This window comes from Altererythrobacter sp. Z27 (assembly GCF_052683155.1).
The window spans coordinates 846,021-871,824 of sequence record NZ_JBQYMC010000001.1; the positions used below are offsets into that span (position 1 = coordinate 846,021).

Consider the following 25,804-nt stretch of genomic DNA (forward strand, 5'->3'; position numbering starts at 1 on the left):
GAACGAGAGGAGAATACCCCAAATGGCCACCGAAACACCCTATGTCCGCCCCGATGTGAAGGCATTCATCGATGCGATGGCGGCTATCGGCGGCCCGGCGCTGGCCGATATGACGCTTGAGGAAGCGCGCGCCAGCTACATCGCGCTGCACGGCATGGCTGACCGCCCGGCGCGCGAACTGGCGGCGATCCGCAATCTCTCCTGCCCCGGCCCTGCAGGCGAAATCCCGCTGCGGCTGTACGACTCGCGCGAAGCGCGCGAACCGGGTCCGGTGATCGTGTTCTACCATGGCGGGGGCTTCGTGATCGGCGACCTCGACACGCATCACAATCTCTGCACGGAGATCGCCTGGCAGATGGACCTGCCCCTCGTGGCGGTCGACTATCGCCTCGCACCCGAACATGTCTTCCCCGCTGCGGTCGACGATTGCGAAGCGGCGGCGCGCTGGGTCGCGTCCTCGCCCGAAGCGCTGGGGCGCAAGGCCACCGGCATCATCAACATCGGCGACAGCGCAGGCGGCAACGCCACCATCGTCGTGACGCAGGCGCTCGCGTCCAATCCCGCTGCCGCGCCGGTGGTGCTGCAGGTGCCGCTGTTCCCGCTGGCAAGCGACTCGTTCGGCTCGTTCAGCCTCGACGAGTTTGCCGAAGGCTATATCCTGACCAAGGCCGCGATCGAATTCTTCGACGCAGCCTATGCGCCGAATCGCAATGACCCGCGCGCCATGCCGATCCTTGGCCGGCACGAGGGCACTCCGCCCACCGTCCTCGTCACCGCTTCGCTCGACCCGATCCGCGACTCGGGGCGCGACTATGGCGCGGCGCTGTCCAAGGCCGGGGTCGACCACGTCTTCCTCGAGATGAAAGGCGTGACCCACAGCTTCACCAATTTGCGGCAGGCAGTGCCCGGAACGCAGGCCGACCTCGAACGCGTGATCGCAGCGATGAAGCTGATGCTGGGCCGCGCCACGGAAGCGAACGCAGCATGAGCGAACTGGGTTACCGGCCCTGCGCCGGTTTCATGCTCGCCAACCGGCAGGGGATGGTCTTCGTCGGCCAGCGGATCGACTCGCAGCACCTTGGCGCGTGGCAGATGCCGCAAGGCGGGATCGACCCGGGCGAAGACGTCGCTGAAGCCGCGCTACGCGAGCTCGAAGAGGAAACCGGGATCGGCGCGCATCTGGTCGACATCATCGCGCGCACCCACGAACCGCTTCGGTACGACTTGCCGGAAGACCTGATCGGCAAGTTGTGGGGCGGCAAATATCGCGGGCAGGAACAACACTGGTTCCTGGGGCGCTACAAGGGCAATGACGAGGATGTGAACCTCGAAGCGCACGACCCGCCCGAATTCCACAGCTGGCAATGGGTCGATGCCGAGCGGCTTCCCGACCTGATCGTGCCGTTCAAGCGCGAAGTCTATCGCGCGGTCGTGCGCGAGTTTCGTTCGCTTATCTGAAAATCGGGATCAGTTCGGCTTGGCGGCGGTTTCGGCTTCGCTCGAAGCCACGCGCCGCTGCGCGCCCTGCCGGATGGTGGATTGCAATTGTACCGCCTCAGGGCAGCCGGCACCGCAGATCGTCTCGATCTGCGCGAGGTTGAGCTTGGCCTTTTCCAGCGCGCCCTTTTCCACCATCGCCTGCCCCTCGCCCGAAATCGCGGCGAGATTGCCCGGATCGCGCGCCAGCGCCTCGCGGTAATAACGGATCGCCTTGCCCTGCATCCCTTCGGCGCGAGCGGCCTTGGCAAGCTCAAGGAACACCGGCGTATGCCCCGGATCGAGCGCCAGTGCAGCTTCGAACGCGTCAACCGCGCCCTGCACATCGCCCTGCGTCAACGCGGCGCGGCCCTGTTCGATCATCGCGGCTGCGCGCGGATCGGGCAACCTGTCACCCGCATGGCCCATGCTCGCGGTAATCGCGAGAGCCAGGGACAGGGCGGCAGCGGCGGGCGCAAAACGCATGATCAGTTCCTTCGAGACATCCATCCGGTTGAGTGAAGGCTCAGCCATAATCGATATGGCTAACATGCTGAACCCAGCATGGCGACAAAAAACCCGTCCGTGCCGTCGTGAGACGGGCTGAGGCGGATCCCTTGCCTGTGCGGGCGGCCGAGCGGGAGCGAAATCTCCTGCGCTTTCCATTGCTTGTGACGGGTGAGGAAAGCCTCGATGCGGTCCGCGCCTTCGTCATCGAGCAGCGAACAGGTGATGAAGAGAATCCGTCCGCCGGGATGCACAAGCGTGGTTGCAAGGTCGAGCAGGTGATCCTGCGTGGCCGCGAAACGCGCAAGGCGGTCGGGGGTGAGTCGCCATTTAGCCTCAGGCTTGCGGCGCCATGTGCCCGTGCCGGAGCATGGCGCATCAACCAGCACCGCGTCGACCGTGCCCGCAATATCGGCCAGTGCGTCGCTCTCACGGCCCGGATCGAGCAGGCGGGTTTCGATCATCCCTGCCCCTGCCCGTTCGGCGCGCGGAGCAAGGCGCGAAAGGCGCGAGCGGTCGATATCGCAGGCGAGGAGCCGCCCGGCGTTTTCCATCGCAGCGGCCAGACCCAGAGTCTTGCCCCCTGCCCCTGCGCACAAATCGATCACGGTTTCGCCGGGCCTCGCCCCCAATGCGAGGCAGGCAAGCTGGCTGCCATGGTCCTGCACTTCGACCAGCCCGTCGCGCCAGGCGGGCCATTGTTCGACCTGCGTGCCGCTTTCGAAGCGCAGAGCTTGCGGGGCGGCGAGTTCCTCGCCCGCTTCGGGCAGTTCGATGGTCGCGCGATCGGCCTTGAGCGTGTTGACCCGGATGTCGAGCGGTGCACGTCCCATCAGCGCCCGCGCTTCGCTTTCCGACACACCCGAAGCGGCGAAGCGCTCCATCAGCCATTCCGGGGCGACGCCTGCCGCCGCTGGCTCTTCGCCCGCGCCGATTGCGGCGGGACCATATTGCGAGCCGTCGAAGCAGCAAGCCAGCGAAGGATCGTCCTGTACAAGCCGCAGCATCACGGCACGCCCGCTTTGCGGCACCGGCCCGCAGGCCCGAATGGCGGCATAGACCAGCTCGCGCACCGCGCGGCGATCTTTCGAACCGGCATAGCGGTTTTCCCGCGCCCAATCGGCGATCAGCCGGTCCGTCGGCGCACCTTCGCGCTTCGCCGCACCGATCACCGCATCGAGCAGTTCGATCGCGGCCTGGACCCGCGCAGCTGGAGTCATGGCCCGACCGTCACGGAATCAGCGAGAAGGATAGTTCGGCGCTTCGCGCGTGATCGCCACGTCATGCACATGGCTTTCCGAGAGGCCCGCATTGGTGATGCGGACGAACTTCGCACGCTCCTGCAGGTCGGCGATCGTGGCCGATCCGGTGTAGCCCATCGCCGCCTTAATGCCTCCGACGAGCTGGTGGATCACCACCGAAGCCGGGCCCTTGAACGGCACCTGGCCTTCGATCCCCTCGGGCACCAGCTTGAGCGCCGAAACGTCCTGCTGGAAATAGCGGTCGGCACTGCCGCGCGCCATCGCGCCCACGCTGCCCATGCCGCGATAGGCCTTGTAGCTGCGCCCCTGGTACAGGAAGGTTTCGCCCGGGCTTTCTGCAGTACCGGCCAGCATCGAACCGATCATCACGGTCGAAGCCCCGGCGGCAAGCGCCTTGGCGGCATCGCCCGAAGTGCGCAGCCCGCCATCGGCGATCACCGGCACGCCCGATTTGGCGGCCTCTGCGGCGCTTTCCATGATCGCAGTGAGCTGCGGCACACCCACGCCCGCTACTACGCGCGTGGTGCAGATCGAGCCGGGGCCGATGCCCACTTTCACCGCGTCTGCACCGGCATCGATCAGCGCGCGTGTCGCCTCGGCAGTAGCCACATTGCCTGCAATCACCTGCACCGAATTCGAGAGCTTCTTGGCACGTTCGACCGCGCGCGCCACGTCCATGTTGTGGCCATGTGCAGTGTCGATCACCACCACGTCGACTTCGGCATCGACCAGCGCTTCGGTGCGGGCGAAGCCCTTGTCGCCCACGGTGGTCGCCGCCGCGACGCGCAGCCGACCGGCAGCATCCTTGGTTGCATTGGGATAGGTCACCGCCTTTTCGATGTCCTTCACCGTGATCAGCCCGATGCAGCGATAGGCATCGTCCACCACCAGCAGCTTCTCGATCCGGCGCTGGTGCAGCAGGCGGCGCGCATCCTCCTGGCTCGTGCCAAGCGGCACGGTGGCGAGGTTGTCCGTCGTCATCAGCTCGCGCACCGGCTGCAGCGGGTTTTCCGCAAAGCGCACGTCGCGATTGGTCAGGATGCCCACCAGCTTGCCGTCATTATCGGTCACGGGAATGCCGCTGATGCGGTTCTGCGTCATCAGCAGCTGCGCTTCGCCCAGCGTCGCTTCGGGATGGATTGTGATCGGATTGACCACCATGCCGCTTTCGAAGCGCTTTACCTGGCGCACCGCGGCGCATTGCTCGGCAATGTCGAGGTTGCGGTGAAGCACGCCGATCCCGCCCAGCTGCGCCATGGCGATCGCCATGTCGGCTTCGGTCACCGTGTCCATCGCCGCCGACAACACAGGGATGTTGAGCGCGATCTCGCGCGTCAGCCGCGTCGCGGTGTTGGCCATGCTCGGCAAGACATCGCTTTCGGCCGGACGCAGCAATACGTCGTCGAATGTTAGGCCGAGGGGGATATCCATAAGCGCCACTTTCATACTGGTCCCGCCCCGCAGGGTCCGGGAGATTCGTGGCGGCCCATGTAACCGCACTTGGCGGCAGCCGCTAGAGGGGGAAGTGCGCTTTTTCGCGCCGCAGCATTTGCTTCAGGGATATTGCTTGGGATCGGCCAGCCGCCGGATCAGCATCTCGTGCAAGAACAGGTCGTCGACTGCCCCGCCCAGCTCGAGCTTGCCCGGCTCGTCCGAGGCCTGGTGGTATGTGCTCGACATGAAGGCGCGGAACCGCTCCTCGTCGCCAAATGCGTTGGACACCAAGACAGCGGGTACGTCGCGCTGCAGCAGCGCCCAGCCGTCCTGCCGCTGGAGGAAAGGCTCGGCCCGCTCTCGCGGCACCAGTTCGCGCCCGGCATCGGCGACAGCCTGGCGGACCACCTCGTCAAGCGCGGTACGCCCCTCGCCGATGAAGCCCACCGCACTGCCGCGCGGCCCGATCGCCACCGTGTCGAAATTGAACGCCGCAACGATGCTTTCGAGCGGAATCGGCGGCTCTTCGGCAAAGGCCCGCGCGCCAAGCAGGCCCCATTCCTCGGCGGTCGTGCCCAGCACATAGATGTCGCGCCCGAGCGGCGGGCCCTTGGCGAGCCGCTTGCCCAATTCGATCATCAGCGCCAGCCCGCTGGCATTATCGACCGCGCCATTGCACAGCCGGTCCGCCGCATCCTCGGGCCCGCAAGTGCCGAAATGGTCCCAATGTGCCAGCAGCAGGATCGCGCCCGCATCGGGGTTCGTGCCGGGCAGGCGCGCGATGAAATTGTGCGAGGGCACTTCGCGCCGCTGTGCCGTGGCCTCTACCGTGATACGCGCGTTGAGCTTCACCGCGGAAAAGCCGCTTTTCGCATTCGCCGCCGCGAGCAGCTCTTCCCATGCCTTGGCGCCCAGCGCCCGCGCCATTCCTGCCTCGGTCACGAACAGCGACAACTGGTCGTCGGCATCCATCGCGAGTTCCAGCCGCTCGCGCGATCGCTGCGCGCGCATGCGTTCGATTCTCGAACCGTCGCTCAGCACGGCCATGACTGCCACCGCCCCGCGTTCGAGCAATTTCCTGCGCGTTTCCGCCGCTGCCTGTGGCTCGCCAGCCAGGAACACGGCCACGCGGCCACGCACAAGATCCTGGCCCAAGTTTCCGCCGCCAAAGCCGACAAAGGCAAGTTCGCCCTGTTCGATCAGCCCGCGGCGGCGGTTTGTGAAGGCCGCGGCTTCCTCCGCCTCAAGCTCGACCTTTCGCCGACCGATCTGGAACTCGATCCGGCTTTCACCGCCAGCCACGCTGGCAAGCACGACCGGCGCGTTCCACGGGTGCGCGGGATCATTGGTTCCCGATACGAAACCTGCGCGTTCGAATTCGCTGCGCAAATAGTCGAGCGTCCTGGTCTCGCCGATCGTGCCGGGGCGGCGACCGCCGAATTCCTCGCTCGCCAGTATGTCGATATGCTGCGTGAAGCGAGCTTCGAGCGCGACGAATTCGGAATCCTTGATGCGACTGTCGACGGGCGCGGTGACGCAGGCCGAAAGTGCCAGCAACGGGGCCAGCAACAGGGCCTGCACCATGAAGCGCATCGCCCGCGTGCCTGCCCCTGTCACCCCCGTTTCGCTCACTCGGCGGTCCACCCTCCGTCTATGCTCCAGTTCGCGCCGGTGACGTTGCCGGCTTCCTCGCGGCACAAGAACGCAGCCAGCGCGCCAACCTCGTCGGGTTGGACGAATTTCTTAGTCGGCTGCTTTGCCAGAAGCACGTCGTTGATTACCTGCTCGCGGGTCAAGCCGCGCGCCTTCATCGTGTCGGGGATCTGCCCTTCGATCAGCGGGGTCCAGACATAGCCAGGGCTGATGCAATTGGCAGTGACGCCGGTCTGCGCCAGTTCGAGCGCGATCGTCTTGGTGAAGCCGTCGATGCCGTGCTTGCTGGCGTTGTATGCGCTCTTGAAGGGCGAAGCCGTCTTCGAATGGGCGCTGGCAGTGTTGATGATCCGCCCCCAGCCGCGCGCCTTCATACCCGGCACTGCAAGCCGCGTGGTGTGGAATGCAGCCGTGAGGTTGAGGCCGATGATCGCGTTCCATTTGTCGATCGGGAAATCCTCGACCGGCGAGACATGCTGCATCCCGGCATTGTTGACCAGGATGTCGACCACACCCGGTTCCGCCATCATCGCTTCGATCTCGGCCACATCGAGCAAATTGGCGGAGGAATGGGTCGCGCCCAATTCGTCGCAAAGCGCAGCAATTTCGCCTGCATCGCCAAAGCCGTTGAGGATGACTTCCGCGCCTTCAGCACTGAGCGCACGCGCAATGGCAAGCCCGATGCCAGAGGTCGAGCCGGTCACCAGTGCGCGCTTTCCCTGAAGGAACATGGGGTTCTCCTGAATAATCCGACGAATCGCGGACCAGCTTTGCCGTGACCCGCGTGCCTGTCCAGCGTTAACATAGGCCGGACCGGTAGCGAAGGGAGCGATTCGATGAAGCTGCGCAAATACGACACCGACAATATCCGCGTGCGATCGGGCAGAGACGGCAGCGGGTTTCCCGGCGGTCGCGGCGGCGGAATCGGGCTCGGTACGCTGCTACTCGCAGCGATCGCCTATTTCGTTTTCGGTGCGGATCCGATGCAGACCATCGGAACAATCCAAGACGCCCAGCAGGGCGCGCCCGCAACCGGGGAACATAGCGCGATGAGCGAGGAACAGGTTTGCTCGCAGGGCCCCTATGCGGTGGAAGCCTGCAACGCCCTTCAATCGCTCAACCAGACATGGGGGCCTGCCTTCCAGCGCGCCGGCATCGCCTTCACCGATCCTGTCCTCACACTCTATAGCGGCGGTGTGAACACGCAGGGCTGCGGCAGCGCCAGCTCGGCTGCCGGGCCGTTCTACTGTCCCGCCGACCTGGGCATCTATATCGACACCAGCTTCTACGACACGCTTGCACGCATGGCGGGCGATCGCGGCGATTTCGCCCGCTATTATGTGATCGCGCATGAATATGGCCACCACATCCAGAACCTGACCGGCCTGGCCGATCAGGTGCGCAAGGCGCAGCAGCAAAATCCGCAGCGGGCAAACGACCTGCAGGTGCGAATGGAATTGCAGGCGGATTGCTATGCAGGCGTCTGGGCGGGCAAGAACCGTGCGCTGATCGAGCCGGGCGACATGGAAGAGGGGCTGCGCGCCGCCAGCGCTATCGGCGACGACACGCTGCAGCGCAGCGCCGGGCAAATGATCAACCCGGAAAGTTTCACCCATGGCTCGAGCGCGCAACGCATGGATGCACTGCGCACCGGGATGGAGAGCGGCGACGATGCGGTGTGCGACCGCTATTTCGCCTGATGTCGCTTGCAAGACCAGACGGAGCGTCGGCCGAATAGAAAAGGCGGCGAAGGGTCACCCCTTCGCCGCCATTCCGGGTCTATCGCAAAGAGCGATCAGCCCTTCTTGCGCTTTTCCCATTCCTTGATCTGCGCATCGAGTTCCTTGAGCACTTCCTTGCGCACGTCTTCCGGCATTTCCTTGTTGCCGGCGATTTCGTCGCGAGCGGAACGCAGGCCGCTGATGGCGCTGGCCATGATCTCGCTCTTGCAGACCATCACCACCTTCTTGCCGTCTTCGCCGGTCCATTCGCTGGCGGGGCCCTTGCCGTCGCACTTCATCTCGACGCGGACCGGATGCTTGCCGTCCTTCATTTCCTTGATGATGAGATGCTGCTCGCGCATCGCTTCGTCGATGTCCTTATTGGCTTCGGCGAGGTCGCGGCGCATCTCGGCCATCATTTCCTTCATTTCAGCGTCGGAAACTTCCTCGCCATTGCGGACGATCCGGATCTTGCGGACTTCCTTCGGCTCATGGCCGTCAGCATGGCCTTCATGCTCCTGCACCATCTCGCGCTTGATCACGAAGGTCTTCACCGCATGTTCCGGAGCTTCCGGCGCCACGGGCGGTTCAGGCGGGGTCGGCGGCGTGGGAGCCGTCGGCGGAGTGGGCGGGGTCGGCGCGGCGGGGGCTTCCGGCGCGTCCTGCATGCTTTCAGCATAGGTGACCGTGGCAGTCAGCGGCAGTGCGACCAGCGCCGCTGCAAGCAGGCCGCGACCCGCCAGGCGGCGGCGCTGCGAGTGATTGTTCATTTTCAGGCTCCTCAAACGATGGATTATGGATTTTTCACCCAGCACCGGACAGGCCATGGGCGCAGCCAGCGCGACATTGGGACCGGCTGCGAAGCTGGCGATCACGCGGGCATAGGTTGCTAGGATTTCCGGTTCGGCGGCGGAAACCACGCGCGCATCGCAAGCCGCCTCCTGGTCGCGCCGCAGCGCCATCCAGCCAAGATGGCCCAGCGGGTTGAACCAGTGGAGTGCGAACAGCGGCTGCACCGCCATGTTGATCAGCAAATCATGCCCGCGATGGTGCGCCAGTTCGTGCTCGAGCGCGAGATCGCGCGCTTCGCGGTCCCAGCTGGCGAGGAAACCCACCGGCAGCGCCACCACCTTGTCGATCACGCCAAAGGCAAGGGGCGCGCTGGTGGAAGGGGTTTCAACCAGCCGCACCTTGCCCGCTCGGCCGACGTCGCGCGCTTCGGCCAGCATGTCCTGCCGCATCTCGCGATAGGCGCGGAAGCGCAGGAACAGGAAGGTCAGTGCCCCGGCCAGCCAGGCTGCGAGCACCACTTCAACCAATGTGAAGGGGAACATCGGCGCAGCTTCCGCGGCCATTGCGGGTTCGACCACGATGAACATCGTTTCCGAAGCCGCAGCGACGGGCGCGACCGGTTCAACCGGGGCCATCCACGCAGGCAGGGTCAGCGGGGGCAGCGCCAGCCGCAGCAGCGGCAGCGCCCACAGCGCATAGGCGGCCTGCGCACCGAAGCAGCGCGCCACTGGGCGGCGAATGACTAGCACCAGCGCGATCAGCGCGGCGGTCCAGATCAGCGTATCGAGCAGCCAGTCCGTCATTGCCGCAGCTCCTTCAGCAAGACTTCGATTTCAGCGAGGTCGTCTTCGGTCAGCGCTTCCTGTTCGGCCAGGTGGGCGAACAAAGGTGCGGCGCGCCCGCCGAACAGGCGCTCGACCAGGCGGCGGCTCTCACCACCGACATATTCGGCGCGCGCGATCAGCGGGGAATAGAGATAGCGGCGGCCATCGGGCGCGGCGGCGATCGCCTGCTTCTGCACCAACCGGCCCAGCAGCGTCTTGACCGTGGCGAGGCTCCACCCACGCTCGGCACATACCTCGTCGCACACTTCGGCAGCAGTGAGCGGGCTCTTCGCCCACAGCACTTCCATCACCGCATGCTCGGCATCGCTGATGCGTTCGGGCCTGTTGTCGTCACTCTCGGCCAAGGAATCCTCCCACGGGCGTTCACGCCGTTGATTACATCTGTAGTCACATCGACTACGGCTGTAAACATGAAGCCCTTATGAACGGGCGTTCATATGGCTTGCTTCTCGTCGAACGACATTTCACGATGGACGAATGACATATAAATTCGCTCCGCTTGCCGCCCTCGCCGCTGCCCTGGCTCTGATCTGCATTCCTTCGCTGGCGAGCGAGCCGATCATGCCGCAAACGGTCACTGTCGCGTTCGACCTCACCGATCCGGCAAACGAGACAATCGGCGAACTGACCTATCGCGGCGGGATCGAGCTCGAGCCGGGCGAGGAGAAGATCGGTGGCATTTCGGGGCTCGAATGGTCGGACGGCAAGCTCTACGCGGTGATGGATGACGGGCGCTGGCTGGTGATGACGACGCGCGAATTCGGCGACCGGCTGACCGACATCCTCGAACTGGAAACCGGCCCCCTGCTCGACACCGAGGGCAAGCGGCCAAGGCGCAAGGACAGCGCCGATGCCGAGGCCATCGCGCGCACCCCTTCGGGCGAATGGCTGGTCGCGTTCGAGCGCGACCATCGCATCTGGCGCTATACCGCGCTCGACCAGCCGGCACAGCCGGTCGATACCCCCATTGTCGGCCTCGTCGATGGCGCCGAGTCCAATGGCGGGCTGGAAACGCTCGCCACCACAGTTGATGGCCTACCGCTTGCTTGCGGCGAATGGGCAGGCGCGCAGAAGCCCAATTGCCTGCGCGATACAGGGTCCGGGCTCGAAAGCCTCGACATCGCCCCACCCGCCCCGCTCGATACGCTGGGCGGCGCGCCAACCGATGCCGACTGCGCCAGCAATGGCGTGTGCTATGTGCTGTTCCGCAGCTATTCGCGCGAGGCGGGCAATGGCGTGGCGATCGTCGCGATAGGGCCCGACGGTAATCGCGAGACTCTGGCGAGCTGGACGCAGCCGCTCACCATCGACAATTTCGAAGGCCTTGCCGTGCGCGAGGAAGGCAAGCGCACCTATCTCTACCTCGTTTCGGACGACAATTTCTCGAGCGCACAGCGCACGCTGGTGATGAAATTCGAAGTGAGCGCGCGCGCCGCCGCCACTCCCGGCGTTCCCGAAAAGGTCTACGCCACCACCAATGTCATCCTGCAAACCACGATGGGCGACATCACCATCGCACTGGAGACAGAGCGCGCGCCGATTACCGCAGCGAATTTCCTGCGCTATGTCGACGAAGGCCGCTTTGCAGGCGCTGCCTGTTATCGCGCCATGCGGGTGACAGGCGGCGAGCAGCCATCAGGCTTCGTGCAATGCGGCGCGCAGAACCAGCCCGACCGCATCCTGCCCCCGATCGCGCATGAATCGACCAGCGAAACCGGGCTGACTCACACCGATGGCGCGCTGTCGATGGCGCGCTTCGCGCCGGGAACGGCGACGGGCGACTTCTCGATCATGATCCGCAACCAGCACGGGCTCGACGCGCAGCCCAGCGCCGATGACCCGGAGCAGCGCCCCGGCTTCGCCGTGTTCGGCTATGTGATCGGCGGAATGGACGTGGTCCATGCAATCCACGCCACGCAGATCGATCCGGCCAAGGGCGAGGGTTTCCTCAAGGGGCAGATGCTGGCCGAACCGGTGAAGATTATCGGCGCCCGCCGCGCCGAAGCGGCAACCGCTCCCGAATAGCGCCTAGTCGCGCGCGACCGGTTCCGTCGCCAGCCTGCTCATCAACACTGCGGCCCGCTGGGCCTGGCGCGTGAGCGTCGGCAGGTTGATCGTTTCGCCCGGTGCGTGCGAGCGCGTTCCGCCCGGGCCGAGCCCGGCAATGCCGTCAGCCAGGTGCGCGACGAAATTGATGTCGCCCGCACCGCGGCCCGCGGGCGGATAAATGCCCATCTCGCCCAGCCCCATGTCGATGCTCACCGCATTGAGCTTGTCGAACAGAGCCAGATTGCCGTCCGTCGGCGGCATCGGCGGATAGCGGAAGGCGAACTCGATCGTCGCATCGGTTCCCGGCAGGTTGTCATCGACGATCGCCTGCATCGCAGCGGCGATCCGGTCGGTCTGCTCGATCGAGATGGTGCGCAAATCGCCGCGCGCCACTGCCGAGGAGGGGATGATGTTGGTCTTGCCCACGGCGCCCACCGAAAGCCCGTCATCCGATATCTCGGCAGGGGTACCGCCCGCGGCGACACCGACATTGAAGGTCAAATTTTCCTCAGGCAATTCCTGCCGGAACCGGTCAAGGATGCGCGCCAGCTCGTAGATCGCGCCATAGCTCACCCCTTCGCCGAAAATGCCCGAGCTGTGGCCGGAAGCGGCGGTCACGCGCAACGTCCAGTTATTGGCCGAACGGCGCGCGATCACCCCCATGTCGCGCCCGTCCATGCGCGAAAGCCCTTCGAAATCGAGCGCGACATCGGCCCATTCGGCCGCCTTGACGAGGTCGGCCCGAGCGAGGTCGACGGGATTGCCCGCCTCTTCCTCGTCGCCTGTCAGCGCCACGACGATATTCGCATCGGCCAGCGTGCCTGCGGCCTTCATCGCGCGCAGCGCCGCAAGGATCACCACGATCCCGCCCTTGTCGTCGCCCACGCCGGGGCCGATCGCGATGTCGCCTTCGCGCACGAAGCCTTCGAAACCGGAATCGGGTTCGAACACCGTATCCATATGCGCGATCAGCAGCATCTTGGTGGTGCCGGGCTTGCCTTCATGCCGGGCGAACAAATGCCCTGCCCTGCCCGCAGCCGACTGGTCGATCCATTCGACCTTGAAGCCGAGCGCCTCGAATTCGGGCGCCAGCATATGTGCGACCTTGCGCACGCCATCATGATTATGCGTGCCGCTGTTCTGCACCACGATTCGCTCAAGCAGCGCGACGTCCTGTTCGAAACCCGCTTCGACCGAGGTGGCCATCGCCTGTTCGGTTTCGGTCAGTTGGGCTGCGGCGGGAGTGGCGACGAATGCCGCAGCGACAAGAGCGAGCAGCGGCAAACGCGAAAGCCGCATCAATACACCCGCTTCTTCGGCTTGATGTATTCGATGTCGTCGGTCAGCGTGTATTCATGCACCGGGCGGTAAGCGATCTTCACATTGCCGCCATTGCCGCCCCAGCCGTCGAACCACGCCACGGTGTGCTTCATCCAGTTGGCGTCATCGCGATCGGGGAAGTCCTCATGCGCATGCGCGCCGCGGCTTTCCTTGCGGTTTTCGGCCGAGGCCATGGTGACGCAGGCCTGCGCCATGAGGTTGTCGAGCTCCAGCGTTTCGATCAGGTCGCTGTTCCAGATCAGCGAGCGGTCGAACACCTTGATGTCCTGCATCCGCTTGTTGGTCTCGGTCAGCAGCTTGACGCCTTCGGACATCAGCGCGCTGTCGCGGAACACCGCAGCGTGCTTCTGCATGGTCTTCTGCATTTCCTCGCGCACCTTCGCGGTGGGCGAGCCGCCATCGGCCTTGCGGAAGTGGTCGAGCCTGCCGAGCGCGAAATCGGCGCTGTCGGCGGGCAATTCTTCCTGCTTCGCCATCGGCGTGAGATTGGCCTTGAGATGCAGGCCCGTCGCGCGGCCGAACACCACGAGGTCGATCAGCGAGTTCGAGCCAAGGCGGTTCGCGCCATGGACCGAGACGCAGGCCGCTTCGCCCACGGCATAGAGCCCGGGCACGACATGGTCGGGATCGCCATCCGGGCCGACGGTCACGACCTGCCCGTGATAGTTACAGGGGATGCCGCCCATGTTGTAATGCACGGTCGGCGTCACCGGCAGCGGTTCGCGCGTCAGGTCGACGCCCGCGAAGATCTTGCCGCTTTCGGTGATACCCGGCAGGCGCTCGGCCAGCACCTTGGGATCGATATGGTCGAGGTGCAGGTAGATGTGGTCCTTTTCCGGACCCACGCCGCGCCCTTCGCGCATTTCGAGCGCCATCGAGCGCGAAACCACGTCGCGGCTGGCAAGGTCCTTCGCGGAAGGCGCGTAACGCTCCATGAAGCGCTCGCCCTCGCTATTGGTGAGATAGCCGCCTTCGCCGCGCGCACCCTCGGTGATGAGCACGCCCGCGCCGTAGATGCCGGTCGGGTGGAACTGGACGAATTCCATGTCCTGCAGCGGCAGGCCCGCGCGCAGCACCATCCCGCCGCCGTCGCCGGTGCAGGTATGCGCCGAAGTGGCGGTGTAATAGCAGCGGCCATAGCCGCCGGTCGCCAGCACTACGGCCTGTGCGCGGAAGCGATGGATCGTCCCGTCATCGAGGCACATGGCGATCACGCCGACGCAGCGGCGATTGGCGCCTTCGCCCGTCATGATCAGGTCGAGCGCGAAATATTCGATGAAGAAGTCTGCATCATACTTCAGGCTCTGCTGGTACAGCGCATGGAGCATGGCGTGGCCGGTGCGGTCGGCCGCGGCGCAGGTGCGCTGCACCGGCGGGCCTTCGCCCATGTTCTGCATGTGCCCGCCAAAGGGGCGCTGGTAGATCGTGCCGTCTTCGTTGCGGCTGAACGGCACGCCGGCATGTTCGAGCTCGTAAACCGCCGCCGGGGCTTCGCGCGCGAGATATTCGATCGCGTCCTGGTCACCCAGCCAATCCGACCCCTTGACGGTGTCGTACATGTGCCAGGTCCAGTGATCGGGCGTGTTGTTGCCCAGCGAAGCGGCAATGCCGCCCTGCGCCGCCACTGTGTGGCTGCGGGTCGGGAAGACCTTGGTAATGTTGGCGGTCTTGAGGCCCGCTTCGGCGGCGCCCATTGTCGCGCGCAGGCCGCTGCCGCCCGCGCCCACAACCACTACGTCATAGGTGTGATCGATGATCTTGTAGGCTGAAAAGTTAGCCATTACGCGGCTCCTGCAAGGGTGCCAGAGGACAGGGCGAGACGCACGACCGAGAAGACGGCGAATGCGCCGCCGCCGATCGTGGCGAGGTTGAGCAGCGCGATCACGCCGAATTTGGTGCCTGCGTTATGGACATAGTCTTCTACCAGCACCTGCAGCCCCAGCCGCGCGTGCCAGAAGCTGCTGACGATCAACAGCACCATGGCGGTGGCGGGGATTGGCCCGGCCAGCCATTCGCTGACGGTGGCATAGCCAAGGTCGGGCAGCCACAGGATGCTGCCCATCAGCCAGATCATCAGCACCAGATTGCCGATCGCGGTGAAGCGCTGCAGCAGCCAGTGGTGCGCGCCTGCATGCGCCGAGCCGAGCCCGCGCACCTTCCCGATGGAGGTTCCGTTACCCATTGCTAAATATCCTCAGCGCTGAAGAATGAGGGCCCAGAAGCCCGCAGTCAGGACAATGGCGATCAGCGGCGACGCGATCGACCAGAAACGGTTCGAATTGAGCTCGTAACCCGCGCCAATGTCGAGCACGAAGTGCCTGAGGCCGCTCATCAAATGGGTGAAGAACGCCCAGCTCAGGCCCACCATCACGACATAGCCCATCGGCGTGACCATGAATTCGCTGAAGGTAGCGTAATATTCGGGACCGCTCGCCAGCGCGCCCAGCCACCACACCAGCACGAACAGGCCGACCAGCGCCATCCCGTCGCCGGTGATGCGGTGGAGGATCGAGACCAGCATTGCCGGGCCCCATTTCCAGATCTGCAGGTGCGGTGAAAGCGGTCGGTTGGCCATGCTAACTTGTCCGTTTGCTCTTGTGAGCCCTCCCCTTAGCGCTCTCGTCGCGAGGTGCAAGGTCGGTTTGGAGCAGTGTGGCTCGACACCGCCTGCAAAGTTTCGGATAGAGCGCGGCATGACGCACATACTCCTCACCGGATCGAGCCGGGGAATCGGCGCTGCGGCGCGGCAGGCACTCGAATCGCGCGGCGCGACCGTGATCGGCCAGGCCACCGGGACAGGCGATGGCAGCCTGATCGCGGCCGACTTTGCCGATCCTTCCGCCCCGCAAGCGCTGTGGGAGGCGGCGCTCGAACGCGCGGGCGGCACGATCGATGTACTGGTCAACAACGCCGGATTGTTTCGTGCGACCCCACTCGATAGCTCCGACATCGAATGGCTCGATGGCTGGGAGGAAACACTGCGAATCAATTTGACCTCGGCAGCGCAGCTCAGCCGGTTGGCTGTGCGCCACTGGGAGGCGCGCGGCGTCCCGGGAAGGATCGTCCATGTCGCGAGCCGCGCCGGATACCGCGGCGATTCGCCCCAGCACTGGCACTATGCCGCGGCAAAGGGCGGGATGCTGGCGATGCACAAGACCATTGCCCGCGGCTATGCGGCGCAGCGGATCGTCAGCTTCGCGATCACTCCGGGCTTCACCGATACCGCGATGGCGGGCGACTATCTCGCCAGCCGCGGCGGGCCGGACCTGCTGCGCGACATCCCGCTGGGCCGCGTAGCCAGCCCTGGAGAGATAGCGAAAATCATTGAGTTCTGCACGCTCGATGCCCCTGAAAGTATGACTGGCGCCGTAATCGACGCCAATGGAGCAAGTTATGTACGATAGGATTATTTTTGCCGCCTGCGCCCTAGCGCTTGTCGGGTGTAACGCAGGCGTTGCTTCCAGCGAAAGCCCCGCGAAGGTCGCCGTTACACAGCCTGCAAGCGATCTCGTCCGCTTTGGATCGGAATGCGAGGACTGGGACGATTGGGACAAGCCGGCCAAGCCGTTCCAGATCCATGCGAACACATATTACGTTGGCACCTGCGGAATCGCCGCGATCCTGATCGTCGCGGACGACGGGCTGGTGCTGATCGACACCGGGACTGAGCCGGGTTCGCAAGTGGTCGAGGCCAATATCGCTGCGCTCGGACATTCGATCTCCGCGGTGAAGGCAATCCTCACCAGCCATGAACATTTCGACCACGTCGGAGGGCTGGCAAGGCTGCAAGCGCTCAGCCGGGCAACGGTATATACCGGAACCGACGCCGCACCTGTGCTTAGGACTGGAAAAGACGATCCGCGTGACCCACAGGCAGGATTGCATGAACCCATGAAGCCGGTAGCCGGAGAAATTCGCGCTGCCGCGGATGGCGAGGTTCTCAATCTCGCTGGGACGCGGATCACCGCGCTCGCCACGCCCGGCCACACGCTCGGCGCGATGAGCTGGGAATGGGAAAGCTGTGACGGCGCAGGATGCGTTACCATCGTGCTTGCCGATAGCCTTTCGCCGGTCAGCGCGGACGATTACAAGTTCACCGAGCATCCCGAATACGTCGCCATGTTTCGCAAGGGCATTGCCCGTATGGCGGGGACGAATTGCGACCTGCTGCTGACCCCGCATCCTTCGGCGAGCGACATGATCGAGCGGGCGAAAACCGGTTCCTTTGTCGGTGGGACATCGTGCGCGGACTATGCGGACACCAAGGCAAAAGGCCTGGAGGGCCGGCTTGCCAAGGAAGCCTCCGCTAAGTGAGCAGCTGGAAACTCTCGGCCTTCGCATCCAAGCCGGTCGTGCAGGACGCACTGTTGGCGCATGACGAGATCGAGGATTGGGACTTCGAAGTGGTCCTGTCGGGCCGCGAAGTGGCGGAAGATCGCCCCAACGACTGGGTGCTTGAGGCGTGGTACTCGCACAAGCCGAGCAAGGCGGAGGTCAGCACGGTCGCCGCGCTCTTTGCTGGGACGGCTCCCAAAATCACCGTCGAGAAGCTGCCCGAGCAGGACTGGCTGGTGCTGAGCCAGCAGGGCGTCGAGCCGATCCGCGCCGGGCGATTTTACGTCCATACGCCGGAGTATGAGCCCGATCCGGACGCGATCAGCTTCGCGATCCCGGCCAGCCAGGCCTTCGGCACCGGCCAGCACGAAACCACGGCTGGTTGCCTCGCGATGCTCGACGCGATGAAGCGCAGCGGAGTGGTGACGCGCAACATCGCCGATATCGGCACCGGCACCGGCCTGCTCGCCTTCGCCGCGCTCGCGCTGTGGCCGCGCGCGCTGGCGACCGCCTCGGATATCGACCCAGTCTGCACCGGCGTGGTCGAAGACAATGCCGCGCTCAATTCGATGCCGATGGGCGCTGCCGCAGGGCAACTGACAATGGTGGTGGCCGACGGAATGGAAGACCCGCTGCTGCAGGCGCGCGGGCCATACGATTTGCTGATCGCCAATATCCTCGCCGGGCCGCTGGTCGAACTCGCGCCCGATTTCGGCAAGGCGGTGACGCCGGGCGGGAACCTGCTGCTTGCCGGGCTGCTCGAAACGCAGGAAGCGCGCGTGCGCCGCGCCTATCGCCGCGCAGGGTTTCGCCTTGCCCGCCGCCTCGTCAATGGCGACTGGTCGATCCTGTGGCTGCGCAAGCGCCGGGGCTGACGCGCGCGCGGCGGTGGGTCGTCTGGCCTTCGGCAGCGCTGATCGCGCTCGTCATTACCTTCTTCCTGAGCGCCTGGATCGGCTCGTCGATCCCGCGCAACACGCGCTGGGTCGAGCCCGAACAGGGCATCGCGATCATGGTCGAGACCAATGGCGTCCATACCGCCATCGTGATGCCGCTGGTGACCGCGCAGAAGGACTGGCGCGCCGACTTTCCCACTGCCGATCTCGCTGCGCCCGACTCGCCTTACACCCATGTTTCGGTGAGCTGGGGCGAAAAGGAAGTGTTCCTCAACACGCCCACCTGGGGAGACCTGAAACTCTCGACGGCGGTGCGCGCGGCATGGGACGGCGAGGCGCTGCTCCACGTCAGCCATTACGTGCGCCCTGCCCCTTCGCCCGATCACCGCGTGCTGATCGTGCGCCCGGAGGAATATGCGCAGCTGGTGCGCGCGATCGAGCGCCAGGTCATGCTCCCGGCCAATCGCGCGAGCTATCCCGGCTATGCCGCTTACGACGCCTTCTACGACGCGCCGGGCGCCTACAATCTCGGCAATACCTGCAACCAGTGGACCAGCAACATTCTCGCCGAAGCAGGCATCAAGACGGGATGGTGGACGCCGCTCGCCGGAGGAGTCATGAAGTGGGTGCCAAAGCCCCGATAGGGGCCGGGAGGGGGAAACATGGGCGTCAGGAAATGGCTTGGCCGGGGCGGCCTGATCGTGGCCGGGGCAGCGGCGCTTTACGGTGGGCTGATCGCCTGGGGACCGGGCATCGAGCGACACGGGCAAAACCCGGCAATCGCTCCGCCACAACCGGTCGGCGATTGCCGCCCGCCCGACGACCTCTACGGACCATGGGCCAAGACCGCGATCGCATTCGAGCATTTCGATTCGGGCCGCACGCATAATTTCGGCTGCGCCACTTTCGGCGGAACGCACGATGGCGCGAATATCGTGTCGGCGCGCCAGCTCCCCGGAAGCTACCCCACCCCTTACAATTGGGTGATCGACGAGGCCGGAAACGGCTATGTCTATGGCGGGGCCTATGGCGATTTCCCCGGAGTGCCCGGCAGCTTCGTCGCCAGGATCGCGCCAGACGGCAGCGAAGTGTGGCGGCGCCAATTGTTCGATGCGCCCGCACATCCCGAACGCTGGAACTACCCCGGTGTCGTGGGCTTGCACAGCAACGGCAGCTTATATGCCGTGTTCGGCACCAGCCTGGCGCGGATCGACCCGGAAAGCGGCGAAGCGATTGCGACGATCGAACTGCCTTCATCCGATCCTGCCAACACCGCTTATAACGGGTTCAACGGCTTTGCAGACGGTGCGCTGGTGATGAAGACCGTGAACCGTGCCAAGGGCTGCGACTTGCAGGGCTTTTCCGCTTTCCTGCGCTGCGAAGGTGCGCTGGAGGTTGGACCGTCCGAGATCGCCGTGGTCGATCCCGACAGCATGCAGGTGATCGCCTCCGTGACTGCGCCCGAACACATCGGCGGACGCCTGACCGCGACCTGCTGGCAAGGAGTGGACCGGCTCTACCTGGCGGGCGAGCAATCGATGTTCCGTTACAATTGGGACGGCAAGGCGCTCGCGCTCGACGAAGGCTGGGGCCCGGTTCCGTTCATGCGCGAAGGGCAAACCCCCGCCCCAGCAGCGGCGGTGATCGGCGACTGGATTGTCGCGCAGACCAACGCCCTTCCCGCCAAGACGCCGATGAGCCTTGTCGCGATCAGCCAGCGCAACGGGCGCATGGTGCGGATCGATCCGTTTGCCGACTTGCCATTCTGGGCCGCACCGCCGCCGCGGCGTTCGTTCCTGCCTGCAATGCTCACAGTCGATCCCGACAATGGCCGCGTCTATGTGATGGACGCGGCGATGGGGCTCGTTGCCGCCTATGGCTTCGACCAAGGCGACGGAAGTTTCGAGCTTCTATGGCGCGTGCGGCAGCGCACGATGAACTTCTCGACGCTGATCGGCCCGCCGGGTGAGCGCGTGTTCGTGGCGACCGACATTGGCCGCTTCTGCCCGCTGCTATCCTGCCTGCGCAGCTATCAGCAGGAAGCCGTGGTTTTCCGAGACGCGGCAACCGGGCGCGAACTGGCGCGTTCAGGCCCGTTGCCCAAGATGACGAGCGGCGCGCTCGTCACCCCCGCGAATGGTGGCGAGCTGCGCTACCTTGGCCTTGCAGGCGATGTTTTCGCGCTCTCGGTGGCGCCGAAGGAAGGTCGCTAACCGGATCGGTAAACGGGTGCCGCCCCGCAAGGTAACGGCACCCGCACTTCGTCAGAACCCGGCGCTGATCCTCATCCAGACCCCGCGCCCCGCGCCCGGCAAGCGTTCGCCCAGCGCGACATCGGAATCCGCAACGCGGTTAAGCCCCGAAAGATGCGGCTGGTAATATTCGTCGAACAGGTTCTCGACGCCTGCGGAAAGCGAAATTCGCTCGCTCAGGTCGAAACTGCCTGACAGGCCCAGCACGACATAGCCATCGCTCGGGCTTTCGCCATTGGCGGCCGAGACCTTGGCTTGGTCCGCCGCCGCCTGCAATTCCGCCCCCAGCGACCAGCGCCCGGGGCTCCAGATCGCGGCGAGGCGCAGGTTCGGCGGAGCGACGCGATAGAGATTGTCATCCACATCGCGGCGCTTGCCCCGCACCCAGCTGGCGGTGCCGTCGATCGCCAGATCCGCGCCAAGCTCTGCCCGGAAGTCGAGATCGACCCCGAACAGTTCGGCATCGACATTGCGGAACATCAGCGGCGTGGGATCGCCATTCATCGCCGAAACCATCTCGACGGTGGAATCGACCACACCCGGCGTCGCATCGAAAGGGGTGCCCTGGATGTAATCGTCGACCCGCCGATAGAACAGGGTCGGGCGGAAGGTCAGCGCCCCCGCCGAAAGGTCGAAACCGGCTTCGGCGATATAGGCCACTTCGGGCTTCAATGCCGGATTGCCGACATAGATATTGCCATCGGCCAGCCCATAGCTCGCCTCGGTCGGCAGCCATGCGAAACGTTCAAGCGTGCTGGGCACCCGCACCTTGCGCGCCAAAGTGACGCGCGGAGTGATCATTTCCCCGGGCATCCAGCCGCGCAGCACCAGGTCGAAACTAGTGTCCGAAGCCTCGCGTGCCGAAGCGGCAAAGGCATTGGCCAGCATGCGCGGCCCCATCGGTACCGCCGATCCCAACTGGGGAACTCCCGAGTCCTGGCTGGTGTGGTCGATCCGGCCACCCAGCTCGAATTCAACTGCGCCCATTGCGCTGCGCAATTCGGCGAATGCGCCGAAGCGTTCCGCAGCGAGATTCGACTGCGCATCGAGGAAGAAACCCGCGTTGAACGGATTGGTGATCCGCACGAATTTGTCGGCCAGCTCGAAATCGCCGCCGATACGGACATGCCGGTTGGAGCTGCCAAAGCGCAGGCTCGCTTCGCCGGTGAAGCTGTCGGCATCGGCGAAGGTCGCGCGCGCCGAAGCCGCCGGTGCGGCGGGCTGCCGCAGGGTCTGGTTGTCCATCAGGTGCCGCACCGCGACATGGCCCAGCCGGACATCCAGCGTCACCTCCTTGGCGAGTTCTCCCTTGAAGCCGGTTTGCAGGAAGTCCGTGTCGAAATAGACGATGTCGAGCGCAAAAGGCGGGTTGCCGGACGGGTCGGTCTCGCTGCGGCGATATTCGAGGAAGAATTCCCCGCCCGCGGCGCGATATCCGGCCTGGACACCGTAAAGGTTGCGTTCGAACGAGGTGCCTGTGGCAGTGCCGCCGGGGAAGCGATAGTCCTCGCCCTGCTCGCGGCTGCCGATCACCCCCAGCCGCCAGTGCTCGTTTGCGATCCCGGCAAGGCCGCCCACGGCATAGCTGTCATCGACGCTGCGATATTGCGCCATGAAGCGCGCCGAGGCGTCGGTTCCGGAAGTTTGCGCAAACGGCTGCTGCAACAACACAGCGTTGACCGCACCGGCCAGCCCTGGGCCCGATGACACCGGCGCCACGCCACGCGCGATCTCGATCCGCTCGAGCAGGATCGAGGGCGCATAATGCAGCGGCGGGTCCATCGCATTGGGCCCGCCAGTGGCGAACCTTTGCCCGTTGACCTTGCCGGTCACGCGTTCGCCGAACAGCCCGCGATAGGCCAGCTGGCCGCTCAGCCCGCCATTGCCGACCAGCGCCCCGCCGGGGGTCCGCGCGGCTAAGGCGGCGGTGTCTGCCGGAAGGGCCACCTGTTCGGGAGTGTCGAGCGTATCGGTGGCGATCGTGCCGAAACGTGCTGCAGTGACCACGATCACGTCGGTCTGGATATTGCCAGCAGTGGCGGGCTTTTCGGTTTCATCCTGCGCCAGCGCGGGTGCGGACGTCGTGAAGGGCAGCAGCGCCAGCGCGCTGCCCGCAAGCAGTAACTTCATTGTGTAATTCCTGTCTGAACTTGGGGGGCGCACCGGACGAGCTCCGGCGCGTGGGGTTCAGGCAGGCAGGGGTGGCGCTCGGCCCGGCGGCAGGATACGGGCGAGCCGTTGCAGCAGCAGCGGCGCAAGCACCGCGACCTTCTGCTGTTCGGTTGGGACGCGGTCCGCCAGTTCGGCAAAATTCCCGCCAATCGGCGCATCGCCGCCAAATCCGGCGAAGGCGCAAGGCGGTTTTTCCTGGTCCGCACGCGGAGGTTCCTGCTCGCGGCCAAGCTTGATCACGATCGGCTGGGCGGAGTTGCATAGCTTCGCCACCAGCACATCCGAACTGTCGGACGCGGGCATGTAACCGGCCGGAACCAGCGCGCGAACCATCAGCGTGGCCGCGATCAGCAGCCACAACAGATTGCGGTTCACGCCCAGGGTGAGCCTCTGTCGCATGCGCGCGCCGTTAGCGGACCCGCGACGGCGCCACAAGCACGGCGTTGGCGATGAGCAGGTCCAGCCCGTCAAGGAAGGCGCGGGTCGAAGGATCGTGCACGAAGCCCACGGTCAGCCCTTTGCCGGTCCGCTGCGCCATCATGAAGGGTTTGAAGGCAAGCTGGCGGCGGTTCTCGTCCCACACATAGCCGCTGGCGATCAGCGACCCGGCGGGGGCGAACCGCAGCACGTTGATCCCGTCGGCGCGATCGAGCGGAGTGTAGATCTGCGATCCGCTCGCCAGCACCACGGCGCCCGCGTCATAACCTGCGGACAGGAAGTTGTCGCGGTCGGCCACGGTGTTGAGCAGCGCACCCGGCAGCGTGTCGGGCAGCGCCTGCTCGTCCTGTATCGCGGTGCGGTACTCGGCCTCGGTGGTGATTTCCTTCGCTTCCGCGAGCGGCGACTTGTCGCCTTCGTCCTTCTTCGACGGATCTCGGCCCAGCGCCGCTTCGCGCTTCGCCGCGATCAGAGCAGCATCGCCCGAAGTGAAGGCTTCAAGGCTGTCGCCGACCGCCACCAGCACGCCGCCGCGCGCGACGAAATCGTGCAAATTCTTCATCCCGCGCTCGCCCAGCACGCCTGCGGGCGAGCCTTCGGGCACGACCAGCACGTCGTAATTCGACAGGTCTGCCCCCGCGAGGCGCGCTGTGCGGATCGGCGCGACAGGCAGCCCCAGCCGCTGTTCGAGCACATAGCGCATCGAACCTGCGCTTAGCGGCGAGATCCCGTCGTCCCACGCCATCGCCACGCGCGGCAGGGCCAGGCGCACGAAGGATTCGCTGCCGAGGTTCGGCCCGTCCTCTACCCAGCTCGAATCGAGCGCGACTGTGTTGGCACCGATCTCCTGCGCCAGAGCGGCAAGATAGGCCATGGCTTCATCGCCATTGGTGGCGCGGGTGAACACCACCGTTCCGCGCGGGAAGCTGCGCCCGCCCTTGGTGAATTCCTTGTCGGTCATGCGAGCTTCCAGCCCGGCGCGCAGCGCCAGCGTGACAAGCCGCGCCTGCCCGCTGTCGGTCCACGGCACGGCCACGGCGAATGTGCCTGCGCCCTCTGCCGCCGGTGCGATGGCTGCGTCAGCCGCCAGCAGAGTTCCGCCCGCGGCGGCATTGCACAGCGCCACGTCGACGCCAGACATCAGGCCAACCGACCATGCGGTGACGTCATAAAGCTCATGCGGCAAATCGCTCGCGCGGCGCTTTTCCTGCCGCGTCACGAAATCGCGCGGCAGCGGCGTATCGGTGTCGAGCAGGCTGCGGATCAGCCGCGCGGCGGGCTGCGCCTGCGGGACTGCCAGATAGCCGTTCAGATAGGACTTGCCGCAAACCGTCGCCGGGCCTTCGCGCCGCAGCACCGCGATGCCCTGCGCGGCAAGCCTGCGGCCCAGCGCTTCGGCGTTCCAGCGGCGCTGGCCCAGGTCGATCACATAGCTGCCGCGCCCGGCCGCGCCATTGGCGTTGGCTGCGCGATAGGCGGCGAACTCGTCGAGGAACGACTTCGCGTTCTGCGCCACTGCCTCTGCGGTCGAAAGGCTGGCGACGAAGTGATTGCGCACCCCGTCGGCATAGGTCAGCATGCTGCCGTCGCGCCGCTCGAACACCAGCCCGCGCGCCGATCCCTGCTCATAGGTGCTGCCGATCGCGCCCTGATGCGCGTTCCACGTATCGCCATATCCGGGATAGAACAGGTCATAGACTTCGCGGGTGAAATAGGGCTCGCCCATGCGGTCGAACCACAAGGCATTGTTGCGCCCGATCACTTCATAGGCGCGCTGCTGCGCCGCTGTGATGTTGGGGTTCACCGGCTGTGCGGCGGGGCTGAAGAAATAGGTGTCGTCCCCGCCCATTTCGTGGACGTCGACCACCACCACCGGGTTCCAAGCCTGGATCGCCGCAACCTTGCCGCGCGTTTCGGGCTGGCTCAGCGTGAACCAGTCGCGGTTGAGGTCGAACAGGTAATGGTTGAAGCGCCCGCCCGGCCATGGCTGGTCGTGCTCGGCAGACTGGCGGTCGGCCACAGGCTCGATCCCCAGCGCCGCGCGGAACGAATTGACGAAGCGCGCGCGCCCGTCAGGGTTCTGCATCGGGTCGAGCACCACGATGCTTTCGCGCAGGATCTTCTGCGCGCGGGCATCGTCCTTCGCCGCGAGCAGGTGATAGGCCGTCATCAGCGAAGCGTCGGTCGAGGAAATCTCGTCGCCATGGACGCCATAGGCGAGCCAGGTGACCGGCAGTGCCGCGCCATTGCCGGTGCGCCCGGCGGCGATAGTGGCGAGATCAGCCTGCACCGCATCGAGCCGCGCCATGTTCTCGGGCGCGGTCAGGATCACGTAGAACAGCGGGCGCCCTTCCCAACTGGTGGCATATTGCACCATGCGCATCCGGTCGGGCGCAGCCTTTTCCAGCGCGCGCAGGTAAGCCACCGCTTCCTCGGGCGAAGTGACCTGCACGCCGGGCTCATGCCCCACCGTGTCGGTCAACGTCGGGATCGCGGGATCGAACTCGCCGCCAAGGAAGGATTGCGCCTGGGCCGGCTGGACGATGAGCCATGCCGTCGCCAGGATCGCCGCGATCCGGCCAAAGAAACTGCGCTGCATTCTGGAAACCCCGTTGCGACTCTGGAAAGGCG

The 25,804-nt window shown here is 65.3% G+C and carries 23 protein-coding genes; 9 read left to right on the top strand and 14 right to left on the bottom strand.

Annotated elements, in window-relative coordinates; genetic code table 11:
* Window positions 1–22 precede the first annotated feature (22 nt).
* Window positions 23–988 (top strand): alpha/beta hydrolase, encoded by a 966-nt coding sequence (locus tag ACUJ47_RS04175; RefSeq protein ID WP_445537186.1) that lies wholly within the window; start codon window positions 23–25, stop codon window positions 986–988.
* Complete coding sequence (locus tag ACUJ47_RS04180; RefSeq protein ID WP_445537187.1) at window positions 985–1,458, top strand: RNA pyrophosphohydrolase; 474 nt, start codon at window positions 985–987, stop codon at window positions 1,456–1,458. The genes ACUJ47_RS04175 and ACUJ47_RS04180 overlap by 4 nt, the downstream gene beginning before the upstream one ends.
* A gap of 9 nt (window positions 1,459–1,467) precedes the next feature.
* Here the strand turns inward: ACUJ47_RS04180 and ACUJ47_RS04185 are convergent, their stop codons facing one another.
* The 5 genes from ACUJ47_RS04185 to ACUJ47_RS04205 form a co-directional block, all read right to left on the bottom strand.
* Window positions 1,468–2,010 (bottom strand): tetratricopeptide repeat protein, encoded by a 543-nt coding sequence (locus tag ACUJ47_RS04185; protein ID WP_445537188.1) that lies wholly within the window; start codon window positions 2,008–2,010, stop codon window positions 1,468–1,470.
* 11 nt (window positions 2,011–2,021) lie between these two features.
* Complete coding sequence (locus tag ACUJ47_RS04190) at window positions 2,022–3,203, bottom strand: RsmB/NOP family class I SAM-dependent RNA methyltransferase (protein WP_445537189.1); 1,182 nt, start codon at window positions 3,201–3,203, stop codon at window positions 2,022–2,024.
* A gap of 18 nt (window positions 3,204–3,221) precedes the next feature.
* The gene (gene guaB, locus ACUJ47_RS04195; RefSeq protein WP_445538855.1) at window positions 3,222–4,676 is read right to left on the bottom strand and encodes an IMP dehydrogenase; all 1,455 of its coding nucleotides are present in this window, start codon (window positions 4,674–4,676) and stop codon (window positions 3,222–3,224) included.
* A gap of 123 nt (window positions 4,677–4,799) precedes the next feature.
* The gene (locus ACUJ47_RS04200) at window positions 4,800–6,311 is read right to left on the bottom strand and encodes a M28 family peptidase (RefSeq protein WP_445537190.1); all 1,512 of its coding nucleotides are present in this window, start codon (window positions 6,309–6,311) and stop codon (window positions 4,800–4,802) included.
* On the bottom strand, window positions 6,308–7,063 hold the full coding sequence (locus ACUJ47_RS04205; RefSeq protein WP_445537191.1) for a 3-hydroxybutyrate dehydrogenase: 756 nt from the start codon (window positions 7,061–7,063) through the stop codon (window positions 6,308–6,310). The genes ACUJ47_RS04200 and ACUJ47_RS04205 overlap by 4 nt, the downstream gene beginning before the upstream one ends.
* 105 nt (window positions 7,064–7,168) lie before the next feature.
* Between ACUJ47_RS04205 and ypfJ the strand changes: the two genes are divergently transcribed.
* Entirely contained in the window at window positions 7,169–8,032 is an 864-nt protein-coding gene (gene ypfJ, locus ACUJ47_RS04210; protein ID WP_445537192.1) for a KPN_02809 family neutral zinc metallopeptidase, read from the top strand.
* A 95-nt stretch (window positions 8,033–8,127) separates the two neighbouring features.
* On the opposite strand, the gene ACUJ47_RS04215 is transcribed toward ypfJ, so the two are convergent.
* Window positions 8,128–9,648 (bottom strand): M56 family metallopeptidase, encoded by a 1,521-nt coding sequence (locus ACUJ47_RS04215; RefSeq protein ID WP_445537193.1) that lies wholly within the window; start codon window positions 9,646–9,648, stop codon window positions 8,128–8,130.
* Complete coding sequence (locus ACUJ47_RS04220) at window positions 9,645–10,034, bottom strand: BlaI/MecI/CopY family transcriptional regulator (RefSeq protein ID WP_445537194.1); 390 nt, start codon at window positions 10,032–10,034, stop codon at window positions 9,645–9,647. The genes ACUJ47_RS04215 and ACUJ47_RS04220 overlap by 4 nt, the downstream gene beginning before the upstream one ends.
* Before the next feature lie 133 nt (window positions 10,035–10,167).
* Here ACUJ47_RS04220 and ACUJ47_RS04225 point away from each other — a divergent pair, with 133 nt between their 5' ends.
* Entirely contained in the window at window positions 10,168–11,715 is a 1,548-nt protein-coding gene (locus tag ACUJ47_RS04225; protein WP_445537195.1) for an esterase-like activity of phytase family protein, read from the top strand.
* A gap of 3 nt (window positions 11,716–11,718) precedes the next feature.
* Here the strand turns inward: ACUJ47_RS04225 and ACUJ47_RS04230 are convergent, their stop codons facing one another.
* The 4 genes from ACUJ47_RS04230 to sdhC are packed head-to-tail and all read right to left on the bottom strand — an operon-like array spanning window position 11,719 to window position 15,655.
* Window positions 11,719–13,038 (bottom strand): M20/M25/M40 family metallo-hydrolase, encoded by a 1,320-nt coding sequence (locus tag ACUJ47_RS04230; RefSeq protein WP_445537196.1) that lies wholly within the window; start codon window positions 13,036–13,038, stop codon window positions 11,719–11,721.
* Entirely contained in the window at window positions 13,038–14,861 is a 1,824-nt protein-coding gene (gene sdhA, locus ACUJ47_RS04235; RefSeq protein WP_445537197.1) for a succinate dehydrogenase flavoprotein subunit, read from the bottom strand. Before sdhA ends, ACUJ47_RS04230 begins: the two co-directional genes overlap by 1 nt.
* Entirely contained in the window at window positions 14,861–15,262 is a 402-nt protein-coding gene (sdhD, locus tag ACUJ47_RS04240) for a succinate dehydrogenase, hydrophobic membrane anchor protein (protein ID WP_445537198.1), read from the bottom strand. Before sdhD ends, sdhA begins: the two co-directional genes overlap by 1 nt.
* A gap of 12 nt (window positions 15,263–15,274) precedes the next feature.
* Window positions 15,275–15,655 carry a succinate dehydrogenase, cytochrome b556 subunit gene (sdhC, locus tag ACUJ47_RS04245; RefSeq protein WP_445537199.1) on the bottom strand — a complete coding sequence of 127 codons (381 nt, stop codon included), beginning with the start codon at window positions 15,653–15,655 and terminating at the stop codon, window positions 15,275–15,277.
* Window positions 15,656–15,773: 118 nt separating this feature from the next.
* Here sdhC and ACUJ47_RS04250 point away from each other — a divergent pair, with 118 nt between their 5' ends.
* Genes ACUJ47_RS04250 through ACUJ47_RS04270 form a run of 5 tightly spaced genes read left to right on the top strand, consistent with a single transcriptional unit; the run spans window position 15,774 to window position 20,524 of the window.
* On the top strand, window positions 15,774–16,484 hold the full coding sequence (locus ACUJ47_RS04250; RefSeq protein ID WP_445537200.1) for an SDR family NAD(P)-dependent oxidoreductase: 711 nt from the start codon (window positions 15,774–15,776) through the stop codon (window positions 16,482–16,484).
* The gene (gene bla / locus ACUJ47_RS04255; RefSeq protein WP_445537201.1) at window positions 16,474–17,394 is read left to right on the top strand and encodes a subclass B3 metallo-beta-lactamase; all 921 of its coding nucleotides are present in this window, start codon (window positions 16,474–16,476) and stop codon (window positions 17,392–17,394) included. The genes ACUJ47_RS04250 and bla overlap by 11 nt, the downstream gene beginning before the upstream one ends.
* Window positions 17,391–18,290: a 50S ribosomal protein L11 methyltransferase gene (locus ACUJ47_RS04260; protein ID WP_445537202.1), complete on the top strand. Its 900-nt coding sequence runs from the start codon at window positions 17,391–17,393 to the stop codon at window positions 18,288–18,290. Before bla ends, ACUJ47_RS04260 begins: the two co-directional genes overlap by 4 nt.
* Complete coding sequence (locus tag ACUJ47_RS04265) at window positions 18,266–18,955, top strand: DUF2459 domain-containing protein (RefSeq protein WP_445537203.1); 690 nt, start codon at window positions 18,266–18,268, stop codon at window positions 18,953–18,955. The genes ACUJ47_RS04260 and ACUJ47_RS04265 overlap by 25 nt, the downstream gene beginning before the upstream one ends.
* An 18-nt stretch (window positions 18,956–18,973) precedes the next feature.
* Window positions 18,974–20,524, top strand: a complete 1,551-nt coding sequence (locus ACUJ47_RS04270; RefSeq protein WP_445537204.1) for a hypothetical protein — start codon at window positions 18,974–18,976, stop codon at window positions 20,522–20,524.
* A gap of 51 nt (window positions 20,525–20,575) precedes the next feature.
* On the opposite strand, the gene ACUJ47_RS04275 is transcribed toward ACUJ47_RS04270, so the two are convergent.
* Genes ACUJ47_RS04275 through ACUJ47_RS04285 form a run of 3 tightly spaced genes read right to left on the bottom strand, consistent with a single transcriptional unit; the run spans window position 20,576 to window position 25,772 of the window.
* Window positions 20,576–22,693 carry a TonB-dependent receptor gene (locus ACUJ47_RS04275; RefSeq protein ID WP_445537205.1) on the bottom strand — a complete coding sequence of 706 codons (2,118 nt, stop codon included), beginning with the start codon at window positions 22,691–22,693 and terminating at the stop codon, window positions 20,576–20,578.
* Window positions 22,694–22,750: 57 nt separating this feature from the next.
* A complete protein-coding gene (locus tag ACUJ47_RS04280) occupies window positions 22,751–23,134 on the bottom strand; it encodes a hypothetical protein (protein WP_445537206.1) in 384 nt (127 codons plus the stop codon).
* A gap of 10 nt (window positions 23,135–23,144) precedes the next feature.
* Window positions 23,145–25,772 carry a M14 family metallopeptidase gene (locus ACUJ47_RS04285; RefSeq protein WP_445537207.1) on the bottom strand — a complete coding sequence of 876 codons (2,628 nt, stop codon included), beginning with the start codon at window positions 25,770–25,772 and terminating at the stop codon, window positions 23,145–23,147.
* Window positions 25,773–25,804: the final 32 nt, after the last annotated feature.